We start from the raw sequence: 16,934 nt of genomic DNA on the forward strand, positions 1-16,934 counted from the left end.
GGATTTAATGTAGAGATATGGTGCGACTAACACAGTATTTATAGAAAAAAATAAATAATCATATATTCTTAGTATTATTATAGTAAAATAGAAGCAACATACCTAAAAGGAGAGCGCGAAAGTGGATTTTAAAAGATTAATTCTAACTTCAAAGAATGAATTCTATAGATTTTCGAAAAACTACAACGACCTTGCGTATGTGTTATTAACTGATAATTTTAAAAAAGCTCCTAATAGTTTTGGTAAAAATCTCTATGATGATTTTATGTCTAGTGAAAATTAGCTTACTGTTCAGTATGCTGCTAGGAAAGAATTAGATAAAACTGAACGGCAAGAGATGCTATCTTTTGTTGATGGGTTATTGAGGTTTAAACCTAGTATCGATTATAAAGTAATATTAATTTAAATGCGGGCATAGAATTGGAATAAACTGAGAAAAGTTATCGTAGTAATAAATCTATGTTTTGAGAGGAAGGTGAAAAAATGAGTAAAATCTCTAATCCAGTTATCTATGAAATAGATTATAGCTACGAAGCAGTGGAAAGTTTAGAAGGTGGAATTCTTCAAGAAGAAGGATCTAATGCAAAATACCTATTGGATTATCCCACGGTTTACATCGTTCATGATGAGAAAAAGAATCGCGAATTTTCAGTTTACATCGGAGAAACTTCTGATATAAGACAAAGAACCAAACAACATCTTATTGAAGATCCCAAAAAACGGGAAGATTGGGAAAGCCTCGCAAACTCGGATGATTCAAAAATGTACATAATAGGCCATGATTATTTTAATAAATCATTGACTTTAGATATTGAAAATAAATTAATTATGTATATGTCTAGTATCGATTCGGTTCAATCTGTGTATAATCGAAGAACCAATCAACAAAAAGAGTATTATACGGTAGATAAATTAGATGAGATTTTTTCTAAGATTTGGAGAAAATTAAGAAATAAGAATAAAACTCTTTTCCCTGTTGAAAAAATAATCAAAGACTCTGCTCTATTTAAAGCTTCGCCATTTCATAAACTAAGTGATGAACAAATCCAAGCTAAGGATAAAGTTATCTTAAAAATTATGGAGGCGTTAACGAGAAACCAGTCTGGAGAATTGATTTTAGTAGCAGGAGAAGCTGGTTCAGGTAAAACAGTTTTAATGAGCAGTCTCTTTTACGAATTAAAACAGCTAGCTCAAGAAGAGTCAGAAAATATCGTCTTACAAGAAGCAAATAGTTATTTGTTGATAAATCATGAGCAACAGTTGAAAGTTTATCAACAAATTGCAAACAAATTAGGTATTACGTCTAAGAAAGTGCCTAATTTAGTCAGTAAACCAACAACGTTTATCAATAATCATACTCCAGAGGAAAAAGCAGATGTTGTTATTGTAGATGAGGCTCATTTGTTATGGACACAAGGGAAGCAATCTTATAGAGGAAAGAATCAGCTGTATGATTTAATGGAGAGAGCAAAAGTAGTGGTAGCGGTATTTGATATCAATCAAGTTCTTACTACTGAACAATATTGGGAAGAAGAGGAACTGCTTACTTTAGAACATGAGGCGAATTTAAAAGGAAATTTTATCCGTTTAGAAAATCAAATGAGGATTAACGCGAGTCAGAGCACTATTAATTGGATAAGGTCGATGATTGATGATAGAAAAATCAATCCCATTCTCAAGGATATTAAAGGATATGATTTGAAAATTTTTAATCATCCTGAAGAGTTGTATCAAGCCATTAGAGAAAAAGCAAAAGATGAAAATTCAGGTATTTCCCGAATTACTGCAACATTTGATTGGGAGTACGTTGACAAGAGAAAACCAGAAAAAGATGATTATTGGAGAGTTAAGATAGGGAATTGGTCTCTACCTTGGAATCTGCAACTGCCTCAAATGAAGGAGCAAAAGAGAAAGAATAGAAACCTTTCTTGGGCAGAACAAGAACAAACTATTGATGAAGTAGGTTCTACATTTACTATTCAAGGATTTGACCTAAATTATGCAGGTGTGATTATCGGTCCTTCTGTAAAATATAGAAATGGAGAAATTGTATTCGATAGAAGTTCCAGTCAAAATAAAAAAGCTACTCGCCAAAGAACATTAAAGAACGGGAAAAAAGAACAGTTTTCTGATATGTTGTTAAAAAACGAATTAAATGTGCTTTTAACAAGAGGAGTAAATGGTTTATATATTTACGCGGTAGATGAGGAACTTCAAAAAGCGCTATTAAATGCAGCAAAGGGGTAAAAAAGCGATGGATAATGAGAAAAGCAGTATGGAAAAGGTGAATAAGTTCAGAGATGACAGAGATTGGCGTCAATTTCATAATGAAAAAGATTTAGCTATCTCTATTTCACTAGAAGCTTCAGAATTACTTGAATTATTTCAATGGAAATCAGCCGAAGAAGTAAAAGAATTCAACTTAGGACGAATCAAGGAAGAGTTAGCAGATGTATTGATTTATTCTCATATGTTAGCAGATAACCTCAATTTAAATATTGATTCGATCATTGATGAAAAACTAAAAAAAAACAATGAGAAATACCCGGTAAGTAAAAGCAAGGGGAATAATAATAAATACACTGACTTTGAATAGCATTAGTATTAGTATGTAAAAAGCCAACAAGCAGAAAATTGCTTGTTGGCTTTTTGTTAATAGTTATTTTCCGTGACAATGTTTGTATTTCTTTCCGCTACCACAAGGACAAGGCTCATTTCGGCCAATTTTTTTTACTTGGATAGGTTCTTGCTTTCCAGTGTTCTTATTCGTAAAAGGAATAACATTATTAGGAATCGAGGTTAATGTATTATTATGATGTTTAGTTAGTTCTTTTGGCGTATGACCTTTGTTAGACCATATGCGCGAATGGTTGTTTAAGTTTGAATACAGATAGCTGAATTCTTCTACGTCTTTCATACCATCAAAAACAATGCCAAACTGACGGTCTAGTTCTTCAACTAGACCCTGCGTGGCTAAATCCAGTTTAATATAAACCATAATCATATCCATGACAGCTACAAGTTTTTCTGAATTCAACTTCTTAGCGAAAAATCGACTCATTTTTTTGTATTGAGCAGTTCGCTCGTCAAATTCATGGTTAGCAAAATAGTTAATATCAGCTTTTGTTGGTTGATAATAATCGTGGTTTGAAGAACTTGATATGAAAAAGGGTACTTCATTTTCATCCATAGCATAATTATCAAAAATGTATTCTAGACTATCTGTAAACCTTAGTCGTTCATTAAACCAAGCTAACCCAATTAATTCAAACAATAATTCATTAAGTTCTAATGGGTATTGTTTGTTGTGTTGATTCCATACTTTTAAGAAAAAGTCCGTTTCAAAAGCGCCGTACAGGTTCATAAACGCCTCTACATATTCATGAAGTAGATTTTTTCTTTTATTTTCTTCTTTAAAATCAGGATTATCAATAAAGCTTTGCAGCATTTCTTTGGTCTCGTTTGGCAGTACTAGGGTGTAAGTATCCTCGTAATAAAATAAAAAGACCCAGCGTGAATAAAGCAAATCAAATAAACCCGGATTTTTGCGGGAGAAAGGAATGAAATTGATTTCTTTCGGTCCATTCATCAGTTCTTTTAAGAGTTGAATGGTTTCTTTTGATTGAAAAGATAATTGATGTTGACTTTTAAGCGATAGTTCTTTGAAAAAATCTTCGGCAATAACAGTTTTTGTTTTACTGCGGCGCACTTTATAACGAAGGTCAGTAGCTATTGCGATCATATCTTCTTTCGAATAAGTCGTTAGGCATTCCGTAAAAGAAAAGACCGGTTTATGCAAAACGATGATGTGACCATATAGTTCATCGAGCATTTCTTGAGTGAGTTCTTCTGACATTTAGTTTGTCTCCTTTAGAAAAGTATTTTTTTTTGATAGTTTGAAAATAATCTAAAAATTATTCCCCTGTACAAAGAATTGAGCTTCTTCGTGATGGTATTTGATGTTGGAATAATTGAATGGGCGACCACTGTTTAAATAATAGATGCTTTCGATCGTTAAAGAAGGATCGTGTGTTTCCAACTGTAAATATGCTGCTTCTTCTTGATTTAATTTTCCAATACGCATAAATAAATCTGAAAAACGAATGTTTATTTTTAAGTCTTCCGTTAAGTAGTTGAATATAGATTGGCTGGCAATTTCTTCATTCAAATAAGGCACGACCGTCTTGAGGTAATAGGATTCTTCCACACAAAAGGGACGTGATTCGATGTAGCGGACGCGTTTAATGTAATAGATTGTTTCTTGATCTGTAAGCTCAAGTATTTCTGCGACATTTGAAGGTGCTTCGATTTCTTTTAATTCAATGACTTCTGAAGACAAATTGAATTCTCTAAAAATACTGTGAAATCCTTGAACATCCGTTAAATTCACAAAGCCTTTGCGGTGACGACCACGTACATATGTACCGCTGCCTCTTACTTGGTAAATCACACCATTTGTTTCTAAAACTTCCAACGCTTTAATAATCGTGTTTTTACTGACTTTATATATACCTTCTAATTCAGTGAGAGTAGGCAATTTATGACCGCGTGTTAAATTATTTTCTTGAATAGACAGATTAATTTTATTTGCGACATCGTGGTATTTATTCATCAATTTGCTCCTTTTCATAAAATTATAACATATTTCGAATTATATGGGCATTGACAAGTTATATGGGTATAATTTATGATGTGATTATATCCACATAATTTTAATGGAAAATAGGGAAGACGAAAAAAATTGCAATTCTACGCACTGTGCGGCCTCGTCTGTTCTTAGTATCAAAAGAAGTAACAGGTACTATATTAACAATCAAAAAATAGGAGGTAATAAAAATGTCTAAATTTCCAAAAGGTTTCTTATGGGGCGGAGCGTTAGCAGCCCATCAATTCGAAGGTGGCTGGAATCAAGATGGTAAAGGACCTAGTGTCGCTGATGTAATGACTGCTGGTGCAGCTGGTAAGCCACGCGAAATTACCGAAACGGTTGAAGAAGGTAAATTTTATCCGAATCACGAAGCCATTGATTTTTACAATCGTTATAAAGAAGATGTGGCGTTGTTCGCTGAAATGGGATTGAACAGTTTACGTACATCTATCAACTGGACGCGTATTTTCCCGAAAGGCGACGAAGCTGAACCCAATGAAGCTGGACTTCAATTTTACGATGATTTATTTGATGAATTATTGAAAAATAGTATTGAGCCGGTCATTACGCTGACTCACTTTGAAATGCCGCTACACTTAGCGCAAAATTATGGTGGATTTAGAAACCGTAAAGTAGTCGATTTCTTTGTTAAATTTGCCGAGGTTGTTTTTGACCGGTACAAAAATAAAGTGAAATACTGGATGACGTTTAACGAAATCAACAATATGATGGATTACACCAACCCGATTTTCTTATGGACAAACGTGGGTGTTCAAGTTGAAGAAGGCGAGAACGCTAAAGAAGTGATGTACACTGCAGCTCACCATGTTTTACTAGCCAGTGCTCTATCAGTGAAAATTGGTCGCGAAATCAATCCTGATTTCCAAATTGGAGCGATGGTTTCACATGTACCGGTTTATCCGTTAACGGCTCATCCAGAAGATGTAATGTTAGCTGAAGAATCGATGCATCTGCGTTATTTCTTCCCGGATGTACAAGTACGTGGGTATTATCCAAACTATACACTGAAAGAATTTGAACTCGATGGCTTGAATATTCCTATTCAAGAAGAAGACGCTGAAATATTAACACAAGGTAAAGTGGATTATTTAGGGTTCAGTTACTATATGTCTAATGTGGTGGATCATAAAGATGAAAATAACGATGATGAAGCGGCTAACGTGCATGGAAAGATTCCTCATCAAGTAGACAATCCTTATCTAAAAGCTAGTGACTGGGGTTGGACGATTGATCCTGTAGGTTTACGTTATACGTTGAATCGTTTCTGGGATCGTTATCAAATACCACTGTTCATTGTGGAAAATGGATTTGGTGCGATTGATACTGTTGAAGAAGACGGCAGCATCCATGATGAAGCTCGTATCTCTTATTTGCGTGAACACATCAAACAAATGGGCATCGCGATAGATCATGACGGTGTTGAATTGATGGGTTATACACCTTGGGGCATCATTGATATCGTTTCGTTCACTACTGGAGAAATGAAAAAACGTTACGGCATGATTTATGTCGACCGTGATAACGAAGGTAATGGAACAATGGAACGCAGTAAGAAAGATTCTTTTGACTGGTACAAAAAAGTCATTGAATCGAATGGAAAAGACCTATAAGATAGTTAAAAAGGAAGCTTGAGACCTAATTTGAACTTCCCTCTGTCAAGTAGACAGGTAAATAAAAAAAGCCATGTATGATAAAAATCATGCATGGCTTTTTTATGGTGGAATGGATAAACCCATTTTTACCGTTACTCTCTTGGTACTATAAAACTTAATATAATGTATCTCTCAACGTTTTTTTCTAATCCTTTAAAACTAATTCCTTCATTGAGATACAGTTGAATAGATTGTTCTAGTTTTGTAACTGTATGTTTATTATTCGATTGCATAAAAAAATCCCCCTAAAGTAGTTTGCTTTTTTTTACTGTCTACTTTAGGAAGAGCATATCAATAGGTTCCGACCTTTGCTTTTTGAATATTAAGAAATAACTTTTACGTCATCATCGATTTTAAAAGGCTGTTCTTTATTAATATGGTCATAAAACATGATTCCATTAATATGGTCGATCTCGTGTTGAACAACGATGGCTGGGTAGTTTTTTAAACGTATTTTGTGAGCTTCTCCTTCTAAATCGAAGTATGTTAATGTAATACGGCTGTGACGAGGAACATAACCGGGTACTTCTCGATCCACAGATAAGCAGCCTTCACCTTCAGTTAAACAGGCATTTTGAACAGAATGGCTGATAATTTTAGGGTTAATCATAACTGTACTAAGAATAGGCTCATCAATGCCTTCTTCAATTCCTGGAATGTGAACGGCAACCATTCGTTTTGAAATGTCTAATTGAGGTGCTGCAAGACCTACTCCAGCGCGCAAGTTATATTCTTCAGCAATTTCAGGGTCTTGGCTGTTTTTTAGAAATTGGAGCATGTCTTTACCTAATTGCTTTTCTTCTTCACTAAGGGGCAATGCTAATTCTTTAGCAACCAATCTTAGTGTGGGATGTCCTTCTTTAATAATATCTTTCATGGTAATCATAAATATTTCACTCCTAATATTAGTTCATAATAAGTATTTCCCGTATGAGGAAAATACTTATTCATTTCATCCCTTTTATTTTATCAGTAATAGCCGCAATTTGCACGATGTATAAAAAGTTGAAAAAAAACTTTGTTTCATATATAGATTATGAGATAATGGTGAGCATGAAAAAGAAAGATTTTCTAAATTGATTGTCAGAGGAGATTAGAATATGGTAGATGCAAAAAATTATGTTAATGAGGTCTATACTAAAGTTTCAAAACGGGATCCAGATCAACCTGAATATTTACAAGCGGTTAAGGAATTTTTTGATACTATCGAACCAGTCTTCGCAGCACATCCAGAATTAATTGAAAAAAATATTTTAGAACGTTTAGTAGAACCAGAAAGAATCATTCAATTTAGAGTTCCTTGGGTCGACGATCAAGGAGAAGTGAATGTGAATCGAGGATTCAGGGTACAATACAATTCAGCAATTGGACCTTACAAAGGCGGTCTTCGCTTTCATCCATCTGTTACACAAAGCATCGTAAAATTTTTAGGATTTGAACAAATCTTTAAGAATAGTCTGACTGGACTTCCAATCGGTGGAGGAAAAGGTGGAAGTGACTTTGATCCAAAAGGAAAATCTGATGAAGAAGTTATGCGTTTTTGTCAAAGTTTTATGACCGAATTACAAAGACATATAGGTCCAGACATTGATGTGCCAGCTGGAGATATTGGTGTTGGAGCGCGTGAAATCGGCTTTTTATTTGGTCAATATAAAAAATTAAATGGGTTTCAAGCAGGTGTTTTAACTGGAAAACCACTTTTCTTAGGCGGTAGTTTAACAAGAACTGAAGCAACTGGTTATGGATTGGTTTATTTCACTAAAGAAATGTTAGATGATATTGGAAAATCTTTTGAAAATCAAAAGGTTGTGGTTTCGGGTAGTGGAAATGTTGCTGTCTATGCTATTGAAAAAGTACAAGAATTTGGAGGAACAGTTATTGCTTGTTCAGATTCTGATGGGTACATTTTTGATCCAGAAGGAATTGATTTAGCAATCGTTAAAAAAATCAAAGAAGTAGAAAGAAAGAGAATTTCAGAATATGTTGTTGAACGCCCAAATGCACTATATAAAAAAGGGAATATCTGGGACTTAGAAGAAAAATATACTATTGCTCTTCCTTGTGCAACACAGAATGAAATTGATGGAACTACTGCTGAAAAAATGATTGGCCAAGGCGTAAGCGTTGTTGCTGAAGGTGCAAACATGCCATGTGATCTAGAAGCAGTTAAGGCATTCCAAAAGGCTGGAATCGTTTATGGTCCTGCAAAAGCTGCTAATGCAGGTGGAGTAGCTGTTTCAGCTTTAGAAATGAGTCAAAATAGTCAAAGATTAAATTGGACTTTTGAAGAAGTGGATGAAGAATTGAAAAGAATTATGAAGAACATCTACAATGAAATAAAAGATACAGCTAAATCTTATCATTTAGAAGGAGACTTCGTTGCTGGTGCTAATATTGCTGGTTTTGCAAAAGTTGCACAAGCAATGTTAAGTCAAGGAATTATTTAAATAGAACTAAAAGAAAACCCGTTAAAAAACGGGTTTTTTTTTAGTACAAATAAAACAATAGTGTTTTTATTTGTACTTATGGTTAAAATTTACGAAAAAAAATAGGTGAAAAATAAAAAAATGGCGAAAAAGTGAACATTTACTGGATACTAATCAAAAGAAAATCGTATTGTGAAAAAAGATGTATCCAAAAAAATAAAGAAGTTTTTTTTAGAAAGTAATACAGTTTCATAAAAATTATATAACAGTTTTAAAGAGGTAAGTATCCGCTTTTTTCAGAGTTTAATTTAAAGCTAATGTGCTATATAACAAGGGATAAACAATTTTAATAGTGAAAAATTTCACAATAAGGATTCCAGTATGACTGGAAATCTAGACTAAAGTAAGGTAGATAGATAGAATTCATAAGGTTTAACGTTTAGTTTACTTGCATCTAAGTTGAAAGCGTGTTAAATTTAAGTTGTGAAAAATTCTGAGTAATACAGTTTCTTTAACAGTATAAAACAGAATTTTGAAAAACAATATTGTAAACGAGAGAGGAATGGGTTATACATGGTTAACAAAAAACAACCAGTAGATTTTGAAGCATTGTTAAGCACAATTGATGCTGCTTTCCCAATGGTACAAATCTTAGATAAGGACGGTAAAGTTGTAAACAAAGACATCATGCCTGATTTATCTGACGATCAACTAGTTGAATTAATGGAACAAATGGTTTGGTCTAGAATCTTACACGAACGTTCAATGGCTTTAGCTCGTCAAGGACGCTTAGGTTTCTACGCTCCAACAGCTGGACAAGAAGCTTCTCAATTAGCAAGTCATTATGCATTTGAAAAAGAAGATGAATTATTCCCTGGTTACCGTGATATGCCTCAATTGATCCAACATGGATTACCAGTTTCAAAAGCCTTTTTATGGTCTCGCGGACATTCAGCAGGAAATGAATATCCTGAAGATTTACATGCTGTACCACCACAAATTATCATCGGTGCTCAAATCATCCAAGCTATGGGTGCGGGTGTTGGTCTTAAAATGCGTGGCAAACAAAATGTTGCATTTACTTATACAGGTGATGGCGGTTCATCTCAAGGAGATTTCTACGAAGGATTGAACTTTGCCGGTGCATATAAAGCTCCTGTAGTATTCTTTGTTCAAAACAACGGATATGCGATTTCAACACCTCGTCACAAACAAACTGCAGCTACAACATTGGCTCAAAAAGCTGTTGCAGCTGGAATCCCAGGAATCCAAGTAGATGGTATGGATCCATTAGCAGTTTACGCTGTTGCTAAACAAGCAAGAGAATGGGCTGTAGCTGGAAATGGTCCTGTTTTAATTGAAACAATCACTTCACGTTTTGGTCCTCACTCAACATCAGGAGATGACCCAACTCGTTACCGTGACAAAGACAGTTTTGATTACTGGGAACAACGCGATCCATTGATTCGTTTCCGTAATTTCTTAACTGAAAAAGGTTTATGGTCAGAAGAAAAAGAAAATGAATTAATTGAAAAAACTAAAGAAGAGATCAAAGCTTCTGTTAAAGAAGCAGACCAAGCACCAAAACAAAAAGTTTCTGATTTCTTGAAAAACATGTATGAAACACCAACTCAAGTTATCGCTGAACAAATTGCAACTTTCGAAGCAAAGGAGAGTAAATAATCATGGCACAATTAACAATGATTCAAGCGATTACTGAAGCGCTTGACCAAGAAATGGAACGCGATCAAGATATTTTGATTTTCGGTGAAGATGTAGGTAAAAATGGCGGAGTATTCCGTGCAACTGCTGGTCTTCAAGAAAAATATGGCGAAGAACGTGTTTCAGATACACCTCTTGCTGAATCAGGTATTGGTGGATTAGCTATTGGACTTGCTTTCCAAGGTTTCCGTCCAGTTCCAGAAATTCAATTTATTGGATTCTTATTTGAAGTATTAGATTCAATAGTAGGACAAGCTGCACGTACTCGTTACCGTATGAGCAGTACTCGTAACATGCCTATTACTATTCGTACACCATTTGGTGGCGGAGTTCATACTCCAGAAATGCACTCAGATAACCTTGAAGGTATTCTTACTCAATCTCCTGGTATCAAAGTAGTTGTTCCATCAAATCCGTATGATGCAAAAGGTCTATTGACTTCTGCTTTACGTGACAATGATCCAGTTGTATTCATGGAACATATGAAATTATACCGTTCATTCCGTGATGAAGTTCCTGAAGAGTCTTACACTATTCCTCTTGGAAAAGCTGCAATCACTCGTGAAGGTAAAGATGTTTCTGTTATCACTTATGGTGCTATGGTTCGTGAAGCTATTAAAGCTGCAGATGAACTTGAAAAAGAAGGTATCTCTGTTGAAATCGTTGACTTAAGAACTATTTCTCCATTAGATATTGAAACAATCGTTGCTTCAGTTGAAAAAACTGGACGCGTTGTTGTTGTTCAAGAAGCACAACGTCAAGCAGGTGTTGGCGCAATGGTTATGTCTGAAATTTCTGAACGTGCTATCCTTTCATTACAAGCGCCAATTGGCCGTGTAGCTGCACCAGATACAGTTTTCCCATTTGGTTTAGCAGAAAATGCTTGGTTGCCAAATGCAACTGACATCGCTGATAAAGTAAAAGAAACGTACAATTTCTAATCTATTCATAAAATGAAATGACAGATGCAATAACCGTTAAAAGTCTATTGCATTTGTTTCTTCTAGTATAATACTTGAAAACTATTTCAAAAAAGAATAGCTAAATATAGAAGGGAAGAAAAACAAATGGCATTTAAATTTAAATTACCAGACGTTGGAGAAGGAATGGCAGAAGGCGAAATCGTAAAATGGTTAGTAGCTGAAGGCGATACAGTTGAAGAAGAAGATTCAATTGTAGAAATCCAAAACGACAAATCTGTAGAAGAAATTGCAACACCCGTTTCAGGTACAATCAAGAAAATTATGGTAGAAGAAGGAACTGTAGCAACAGTTGGGCAAGTTATTGTTGAAATTGATGCTCCAGGACATGAAGAAGATGAAGAAGCAGGATCTGTTCCAGCTACTTCACCAGAAGCTCCAGCAGCATCTGCTCCAGCACCTGCTTCATCAGGAACTGCTTTTTACCAATTCAAAATGCCAGACGTTGGAGAAGGAATGGCAGAAGGCGAAATCGTAAAATGGTTAGTAGCTGAAGGCGATACTGTTAACGAAGAAGATTCTGTTGCTGAAATCCAAAACGACAAATCTGTAGAAGAAATTGCGTCTCCAGTTTCTGGAACAATCAAAAAAATCTTGGTTGAAGAAGGAACAGTTGCTATGGTAGGTCAAGCATTATTAGAAATTGACTCTCCAGAACACAATACTGAGGGTGCAGCACCAGCAGCACCAGCAGCTCAAGAAGCTCCAGCAGCATCAACAGCTACAGCTTCAACAGAAGCACCATCTTCAAACAAAAATGTTTTAGCAATGCCATCTGTTCGTCAATTCGCTCGCGAAAATGACGTAGATATCACTCAAGTTTCTGCTACTGGTAAAAACGGTCGCACAACTAAAGAAGATATCGAAAACTTCAAGAAAAATGGTGGAAAAGCACCTGAAGCTACAGCAGCACCAGCTGAAAAAGCTGCTGAAACAAAAGCTCCAGCAGCTAAGAAAGAAGCAGCACCAGCTAAAGCATTCAAATCTAACCAAGCTGAACTTGAAACTCGTGAAGCAATGACTCCAATGCGTAAAGCAATCGCTAAAGCAATGGTAAACAGTAAAGCAACTGCTCCACATGTTACTTTGTTCGACGAAGTAGATTCAACTAAATTAATGGCTCACCGTAAACACTTTAAAGATATCGCAGCAAGCAAAGGTGTTAAATTAACATTCTTGCCTTACGTTGTTAAAGCTATCGTTTCAGTATTACGTAAATACCCAGCATTGAATGCATCAATTGATGATTCAACTAACGAAATTGTTTACAAACATTATTTCAACATTGGTATCGCTACTGATACTGATCGTGGATTATTTGTACCAGTTATCAAAGATGCTGACGCTAAGAGCATTTTCTCTATCGCAAGCGAAATTACTGAACTTTCTGGTAAAGCTACAGAAGGTAAATTAGCTGCTAACGAAATGAGTAATGGTTCAATCTCAATCAGCAATATCGGTTCGATCGGTGGAGGCTGGTTCACTCCAGTAATTAACTACCCTGAAGTTGCTATTTTAGGTGTAGGTCGTATCGCTAAAAAAGCTGTTGTTAACGCAGATGACGAAATTGTTGTAGCGCCAGTTATGCAATTGTCATTAAGTTTTGACCACCGTATCATTGATGGAGCAACTGCACAAAAAGCAATGAACGAATTAAAAACGTTGCTTGCTGATCCAGAATTATTGTTAATGGAAGGGTAAGGTGAAGGTTAAATGGTAGTAGGAGATTTCGCAATAGAGTTAGACACAGTTGTCATCGGTTCTGGTCCAGGAGGTTACGTAGCAGCCATTCGTGCTGCTCAAATGGGACAAAAAGTTGCTATTGTGGAAAAAGAGTATATTGGTGGAGTTTGTCTTAACGTTGGATGTATTCCTTCTAAAGCACTAATCAGTGCTGGACACCACTATCAAGATGCCTTAGATTCTTCTGTTTTCGGTGTAACTGCTGAAAATGTTGTTTTAGACTTTGCTAAAACACAAGAATGGAAAAACAATAAAGTCGTAGCTACTTTAACTAAGGGTGTTGAAGGCTTATTGAAAAAAAATAAAGTAGAGATTCTTCGTGGTGAAGCTTACTTCAACGATGAACATACTTTACGCGTTATGACTGAAGTAGCTGCTCAAACGTATTCATTTAAAAATGCGATTGTTGCAACTGGTAGCCGCCCAATTGAAATCAAAGGTTTCAAATTCGGCAAACGTGTTATCGACTCAACTGGTGGATTGGCTTTACCAGAAGTTCCTAAAAAACTTGTTGTAGTTGGTGGTGGGTATATTGGTAGCGAACTAGCTGGAGCTTACGCAAACTTAGGAGCTGAAGTAACAATTCTTGAATTTGCACCATCTATTTTGCCAACATTCGAAAAAGATATGGTTAAATTAGTAACAGACAACTTTAAAAAGAAAAATGTTACGATTGAAAATAATGCAATGGCTAAAGAAGCGGTTGAAACTGAAAATGGCGTATCTGTCACTTATGAAGTGAAAGGCGAAGAAAAAACAATTGAAGCTGATTATGTAATGGTAACAGTTGGTCGTCGTCCAAACACAGATGAATTAGGTTTAGAATCAACTGGTGTTGAAATGAATGAACGTGGACTTGTTAAAGTTGACGCTCAAGGTCGTACAAATGTGAAAAACATTTATGCAATTGGAGATATCACTCCAGGAGCAGCGTTAGCTCATAAAGCTAGTTACGAAGCTAAAATTGCTGCTGAAGCAATTTCTGGCAAAAAAGTAGCAATCGATTATAGAGCAATGCCTGCTGTTGCCTTTACAGATCCTGAATTGGCTGTAGTTGGTTTAACTGCTGCTGAAGCAAAAGAAAAAGGTTTAGATGTTAAATCTTCTAAATTCCCATTAGCTGGGAATGGACGTGCTTTATCTCTAAACGCTACTGAAGGTTTTGTTCGCTTAATAACTACTAAAGATGAAGGTGTGTTGGTTGGAGCTCAAGTTGCTGGTGTTAGTGCTAGTGACATTATTGCTGAAATTGGTTTAGCAATTGAATCTGGAATGGTTGCAGAAGATATTGCATCAACTATTCATGCTCACCCATCTTTAGCTGAAGTTACTATGGATACTGCTGAACTGGCATTAGGTTTACCGATCCACGCATAATTATTAGAAATCTACTACTTTGTAGTCATTTTAATTGTTCCAATTAGAATGTGTTCATACTGAAAAAGGGGTTGAGACAATTTGTCTCAACCCCTTTTTTTGCATCTCTGCTTTTTGTTGTTTAATACCAGATGTCGGGTGTATTGTCCCCACTTTAAGAAGATATTTTGGTATACTAAGTTTGGTAAGGTTGGTAAAATAGATAATATCTAACATTGGAGGAGATCAAATGGAAAACGACAAAAAAATTGTAATAGTTGGATCCGATGACTTAGCTTATCATTTTTGCTTTTTGAGTATGATGACATTAAATGTAAAAGATATTTATTTATTTCCTTTTCCTATTCAACAAAATGATAAAATCAATGATTTGAAATATGCATCTGAAGTTTTTTCTATAAATGAATTGAAATTAGGTAGTGAAAAAGATTATGCGGATGCAGATATTTTAATTTTAAGTGCTAAAGAAGAAAGACAGGAGAATGAGCAGGACTCAGAGTACCTTAGAAGGAATATATTACTGGTACGCAAAATCATCAATCAAGCTATGGCATCAGGTTTTAGTGGCTTGATTTTAGTAGCAAACGAATTTAATGGTTTATTTACATATCTAGTATGGAAATTTTCTGGATTACCTAAGCATAAAATTTTTGGCATAGGTACGTATATTGATACTCTTTATTTTCAAAAATTAGTCAGTAAGGTTTTAGATACTTCATTTCGCGAGGTAAAAGGGTATGTTATTGGAGGAACCAGTCCTTTACATAAATTAGCAGCTTGGAGTCGTTCAAGTGTTGGGGGAAATTCATTATTAGGATTAACAATGGATCCAACAACAAATATTAATCAAGATGATATGTTTGAAATTGAAGAAAAGATAAGAAAGCAAAACCAGCAAAATGAGAATCAGGAGTTAACGAGCACTCATACAGCTGCATTACTAAATTTGGTACAAATTATTTTAAAAAATGAAAATGCTATTGTTCCAATTGTCCATCTAATGGATATAGGTGAAATGAAAGATATTCCATTATCGATTCCTGTTGTATTAGGAGGAAATGGCATTAGACAAATCGCCGGGTTGAGTTTTTCTGAAACAGAGCAAAAAAATTTAATTGTTATTGCAAAAGAAATTCGAAGCCAATTAGATTGGATAGAACAAGGTTAATAAATGGAGGGTTAAAAATGGAAAGAAATTATAGTTACCCAATTGATTATGATTGGACAAAGGAACAAATGGAAGATGTAGTTAATATATGGCGTATGGTAGAGTTAGCCTATGAAAAAGAGATTGATAGAGAAGAGTTTTTAATGAAGTATGAAAAATTCAAGAGAGTTATTCCAGCTATTGGAGAAGAAAAAAGGTGGGGCAAAAAATTTGAAGCTCTTTCAGATTACTCCCTTTATCGTGTAGTGAAAGAAGCGAAAACAACTACAAAGAAAAGAATCCATCTAACTGAAAAGTAGAGTAGTTGTGTTTTTTTTACTTTTCTTGGTAAACTAAAATCAATTACTTTTAAGAGGACGTGAATGTTTTGAATCAGTTTATAGAAAGAACTCAGTTGATACAAGAATGGATTTATGATGCTGCAAAACTTATCAAGTCATCATTTGAAGAGAATCTAGATATCCAGCAAAAGTCGAATCGAAATGACTTAGTTACTAATATTGATAAAGCTGTAGAAAAACAATTTATTGAAAAAATTCATCAGTTTTTCCCAGGGGAACGAATTATGGGGGAAGAAGGATTTGGAGATGAATTTCAAAATTTAGATGGAATAGTATGGATCATAGATCCAATTGATGGAACCTTAAATTTTATCAAACAACAATATGATTTTGCAATAATGGTAGCTGTTTATGAAGATGGGATAGGCCAAGCAGGATTCATTTATGATGTGATGCAAGATAAGATGTATTCAGCTCATAAAGGTAAAGGAGCCTATTGCAATAAAAAGAAGCTGCCTCCTGTTAAAGATCTATCTTTAAAAGAAGGATTAGTAGCAATCAGTAGCGCACTTATGTCAAAAGAAGAAGGGTTAGCTAGACTAGTAGGAAGAGCAAGTTCGGGTGTGCGATTGATTGGTTCAGCTGGAATTGAGACTGCTCATGTTGCTTCTGGACAATTGATTGGCTATATAGCAGCATCTTTAGCCCCGTGGGATATTGCCGCCGGGAAAATTATTGCTGAAGAAGTTGGTCTCATCTACACTAAGATGAATGGAAGTTCAATTGATTTGCTGCAAAAAAATCCTTCGCTTGTTGCTACGCCTACCGCCCATAAGGAAATAATCATGTTATTAAACACAAAAAAGTAAGGTGAGATTGAATGTTGTCTTATAATTAGAGAAGAAACAAGCAGTAT

General features: G+C 35.1%; 14 protein-coding genes and 1 pseudogene. 11 read left to right on the forward strand and 4 right to left on the reverse strand.

From position 1 onward, the window contains the following. The first annotated feature begins 483 nt into the window (after window positions 1-483). On the forward strand, window positions 484-2,247 hold the full coding sequence (locus tag BR65_RS01855) for a DUF2075 domain-containing protein (protein ID WP_034536460.1): 1,764 nt from the start codon (window positions 484-486) through the stop codon (window positions 2,245-2,247). 7 nt (window positions 2,248-2,254) lie between these two features. After that, complete coding sequence (locus BR65_RS01860; RefSeq protein WP_034536461.1) at window positions 2,255-2,596, forward strand: nucleotide pyrophosphohydrolase; 342 nt, start codon at window positions 2,255-2,257, stop codon at window positions 2,594-2,596. Window positions 2,597-2,659: 63 nt separating this feature from the next. Here BR65_RS01860 and BR65_RS14210 read toward each other — a convergent pair. Together BR65_RS14210 and BR65_RS01870 are read right to left on the reverse strand one after the other, a co-directional pair. After that, a pseudogene (locus tag BR65_RS14210) lies at window positions 2,660-2,767 on the reverse strand (SEC-C metal-binding domain-containing protein); the annotation flags it as partial. A 1,140-nt stretch (window positions 2,768-3,907) separates the two neighbouring features. Next, window positions 3,908-4,612, reverse strand: a complete 705-nt coding sequence (locus tag BR65_RS01870; protein WP_034536464.1) for a GntR family transcriptional regulator — start codon at window positions 4,610-4,612, stop codon at window positions 3,908-3,910. A gap of 224 nt (window positions 4,613-4,836) precedes the next feature. On the opposite strand from BR65_RS01870, the gene BR65_RS01875 reads away from it, so the two are divergent. Beyond that, window positions 4,837-6,279: a 6-phospho-beta-glucosidase gene (locus tag BR65_RS01875; RefSeq protein WP_034536465.1), complete on the forward strand. Its 1,443-nt coding sequence runs from the start codon at window positions 4,837-4,839 to the stop codon at window positions 6,277-6,279. Window positions 6,280-6,413: 134 nt separating this feature from the next. On the opposite strand, the gene BR65_RS13785 is transcribed toward BR65_RS01875, so the two are convergent. Together BR65_RS13785 and def are read right to left on the reverse strand one after the other, a co-directional pair. Continuing rightward, complete coding sequence (locus BR65_RS13785; protein ID WP_156098838.1) at window positions 6,414-6,554, reverse strand: hypothetical protein; 141 nt, start codon at window positions 6,552-6,554, stop codon at window positions 6,414-6,416. Window positions 6,555-6,643: 89 nt separating this feature from the next. Continuing rightward, window positions 6,644-7,207: a peptide deformylase gene (gene def, locus BR65_RS01880; RefSeq protein ID WP_034536466.1), complete on the reverse strand. Its 564-nt coding sequence runs from the start codon at window positions 7,205-7,207 to the stop codon at window positions 6,644-6,646. A 214-nt stretch (window positions 7,208-7,421) separates the two neighbouring features. On the opposite strand from def, the gene gdhA reads away from it, so the two are divergent. The 8 genes from gdhA (at window position 7,422) to BR65_RS01920 (ending at window position 16,887) form a co-directional block, all read left to right on the forward strand. Beyond that, on the forward strand, window positions 7,422-8,768 hold the full coding sequence (gdhA, locus tag BR65_RS01885; RefSeq protein ID WP_034536467.1) for an NADP-specific glutamate dehydrogenase: 1,347 nt from the start codon (window positions 7,422-7,424) through the stop codon (window positions 8,766-8,768). Window positions 8,769-9,320: 552 nt separating this feature from the next. Then, window positions 9,321-10,430 carry a pyruvate dehydrogenase (acetyl-transferring) E1 component subunit alpha gene (gene pdhA / locus BR65_RS01890; RefSeq protein WP_023177533.1) on the forward strand — a complete coding sequence of 370 codons (1,110 nt, stop codon included), beginning with the start codon at window positions 9,321-9,323 and terminating at the stop codon, window positions 10,428-10,430. A 2-nt stretch (window positions 10,431-10,432) separates the two neighbouring features. After that, window positions 10,433-11,410 (forward strand): alpha-ketoacid dehydrogenase subunit beta, encoded by a 978-nt coding sequence (locus tag BR65_RS01895; protein ID WP_034536469.1) that lies wholly within the window; start codon window positions 10,433-10,435, stop codon window positions 11,408-11,410. Between the two features lie 126 nt (window positions 11,411-11,536). Beyond that, the gene (locus BR65_RS01900) at window positions 11,537-13,150 is read left to right on the forward strand and encodes a 2-oxo acid dehydrogenase subunit E2 (RefSeq protein ID WP_034536470.1); all 1,614 of its coding nucleotides are present in this window, start codon (window positions 11,537-11,539) and stop codon (window positions 13,148-13,150) included. A gap of 12 nt (window positions 13,151-13,162) precedes the next feature. Further along, complete coding sequence (lpdA, locus tag BR65_RS01905) at window positions 13,163-14,569, forward strand: dihydrolipoyl dehydrogenase (RefSeq protein WP_023177539.1); 1,407 nt, start codon at window positions 13,163-13,165, stop codon at window positions 14,567-14,569. A 229-nt stretch (window positions 14,570-14,798) separates the two neighbouring features. Beyond that, entirely contained in the window at window positions 14,799-15,737 is a 939-nt protein-coding gene (locus BR65_RS01910; protein WP_023177541.1) for a lactate/malate family dehydrogenase, read from the forward strand. A 17-nt stretch (window positions 15,738-15,754) separates the two neighbouring features. Beyond that, window positions 15,755-16,036 carry a UPF0223 family protein gene (locus BR65_RS01915; protein WP_023177543.1) on the forward strand — a complete coding sequence of 94 codons (282 nt, stop codon included), beginning with the start codon at window positions 15,755-15,757 and terminating at the stop codon, window positions 16,034-16,036. A 59-nt stretch (window positions 16,037-16,095) separates the two neighbouring features. Then, complete coding sequence (locus BR65_RS01920) at window positions 16,096-16,887, forward strand: inositol monophosphatase family protein (RefSeq protein ID WP_051923381.1); 792 nt, start codon at window positions 16,096-16,098, stop codon at window positions 16,885-16,887. Window positions 16,888-16,934 lie beyond the last annotated feature (47 nt).

Origin of the sequence: Carnobacterium inhibens subsp. inhibens DSM 13024 (genome assembly GCF_000746825.1) — a bacterium.
Taxonomy (GTDB): domain Bacteria; phylum Bacillota; class Bacilli; order Lactobacillales; family Carnobacteriaceae; genus Carnobacterium_B; species Carnobacterium_B inhibens.